This window comes from Mesorhizobium sp. M7A.F.Ca.ET.027.03.2.1, from assembly GCF_003999175.1.
GTDB lineage: Bacteria > Pseudomonadota > Alphaproteobacteria > Rhizobiales > Rhizobiaceae > Mesorhizobium.
Map to the genome: position 1 here is coordinate 1 of NZ_RZOM01001073.1, position 2,121 is coordinate 2,121.

Annotated in this window: 3 protein-coding genes; all 3 read right to left on the reverse strand. The window is 62.3% G+C overall.

Annotation, left to right across the window (positions count from 1 at the left end):
• Positions 1-337: 337 nt before the first annotated feature.
• Positions 338-1,105, reverse strand: coding sequence for a class II aldolase and adducin N-terminal domain-containing protein (locus EN750_RS31290; RefSeq protein ID WP_127399017.1), 768 nt, complete (start codon positions 1,103-1,105; stop codon positions 338-340).
• A gap of 82 nt (positions 1,106-1,187) precedes the next feature.
• The gene (ureG, locus tag EN750_RS31295) at positions 1,188-1,832 is read right to left on the reverse strand and encodes an urease accessory protein UreG (protein ID WP_127399018.1); all 645 of its coding nucleotides are present in this window, start codon (positions 1,830-1,832) and stop codon (positions 1,188-1,190) included.
• Positions 1,829-2,121: DUF3995 domain-containing protein (locus EN750_RS31300; RefSeq protein WP_145968092.1), on the reverse strand; the 293-nt coding region annotated here is incomplete at its 5' end. The genes EN750_RS31300 and ureG, both read right to left, overlap by 4 nt.

Sequence of the window (2,121 nt, forward strand, 5' to 3'; positions counted from 1 at the left end):
ACAAACCGAAGCCGCTCATCCATGATGCCAGTCTCTCGCCAAACCATCGCCGGTCCTCCCGGCGGACAAGAAAACTGTCACCCATCTAATCAGTCCATTCTGTTACCTATCTATCCGGTTCGGACAACAACGTCTTTCTCCCCGTCACTATACGGGGAGAAATGCCCGGCAGGGCAATGAGGGGGCGGCGCCGCGATTGACAATGAAGGCGCTTTCCATGGCGTATTGAGATCACGGTCAGGCCGAGTTTTGGTTCGTCCCACACTTTCGGGGCTTGCGCCGCCCCTCATCCGCCTGCCGGCACCTTCTCCCCGTATAGTGACGGGGAGAAGGGTCCTCAATTCCGGTAGGCCGGTTCCTGCTCGTCGAGGATCGCCTTCAACTCGCTGAGATGGCGTTCGGCCTGGCCGGGATAGTCGTCCATCTCGCTCGCGGCCTTTTCGGCGATCGCATCGGAAAGCGTGCGCAGCGGGCGGCCGGTCCACAGCGCCTTGATGTAGGTCTCGGCGGCGCGTTCGAAATAGAACATGCGGTTGAAGGCATCGGCGACCGTGTCGCCGATGACCAGCACGCCGTGATTGCCCATCACCATCACCTTGACCTTGGGATCGACGAGAAGCTGCGAGCAGCGCTCGCCCTCCTCCTCGAAGGCCAGCCCGCCATAATGCGCGTCCACGACATGGCGATTGAAGAACATCGCCGAATTCTGGTCGATCGGCGGCAGTGTCGAGTCAGCGAGCGATGCCAGCACCGTGGCGTGGATCGAGTGCACATGCATGACGCAGCGCGCGTGGCGCACATTGCGATGGATGGCACCATGCAGTCCCCACGCCGTCGGGTCGGGCGCATTGGGGCCGGAGAGCGTTTCTGGATCGTTGGCATCGATCATCAGAAGGTCGCTCGCCTTGATGCGCGAGAAATGCACCTGGTTGGGGTTCATCAGGAACTGTGTGCCGTCGTCATTGACGGCCAGCGAGAAATGATTGGCGACCGCCTCGTGCATATTGAGCCGTGCCGTCCAGCGGAAGGCGCAGGCGAGATCGACGCGCTCCTCATAGAAGGGCAGGTTGGTCAGCGTTTCCTTTTGCAGGCGGGCGATGCTCATCCTAAAATCCTCCGGTTTCGGCAAGAATGCCGTGGCCAGTCGATCCCCGCAACCGGTTTTGGTTGGTGCAGGGATAGCTGTCTCACGCCGCCGTGCTGGCAGCGGCAGCGCCGGCTCGCAGGCCGCCATGCTCGATGATGAAATCGATCACCTCCTGCAGCCCCTTGCCGCGCGACAGGTCGGTGAAGCCAAACGGCCGTTTTCCGCGCATGCGGCCGGCGTCGCTCTCCATGACATCGAGGTTGACGTTTACGTAAGGAGCAAGATCGCTCTTGTTGATCACCAGGAAATCGGAGCGGGTGATCGCCGGCCCGCCCTTGCGCGGAATCTCCTCGCCCTGGCAAACCGAGATGACATAGAGCGTCAGGTCGGCGAGGTCAGGCGAGAAGGTCGCGGCAAGATTGTCGCCGCCGGATTCGATGAAGACGATTTCGAGATCCGGGAATTTCCTGTTCATCTGGGCGATCGCCTGCAGATTGATCGACGCATCCTCGCGGATGGCGGTGTGCGGGCAGCCGCCGGTCTCGACACCCATGATGCGATCCTCGGGCAGCGCCTGCAGCCGCGCCAGCATCATGGCGTCTTCCTTGGTGTAGATGTCGTTGGTGACGACGGCGATGGAAAACTCGTCGCGCAGCGCCTTGCACAGCTTTTCGGTCAGCGTCGTCTTGCCCGAACCGACCGGGCCGCCAATGCCGACGCGCAGCGGACCATTTGTCTGTGTCATGCGGGAAACTCCGTGATGGCGAGGATGGCAAAGCCGAGCCCGATCGACAGGCACAGCGGCGAATAATAGCGGACATCGAGCCGCGCGAAAGGCTGTTCCGGCGCCAGCCGCCGCCACCATGGCGTGAAGCCGGCTATGCCGCGGCCCAGGAACACCAGACCGATGAGCAGCGAAGTGGCGGCGAGCCCCTGCTTTGGGAAGGGTGAAGCAAAGACGCCTGCGAGCGCCAGCGGCCACAGTGTCGCCAGGCAGAGACACGCGGCAACGGCGAAACTGGCGAACGGCGTCG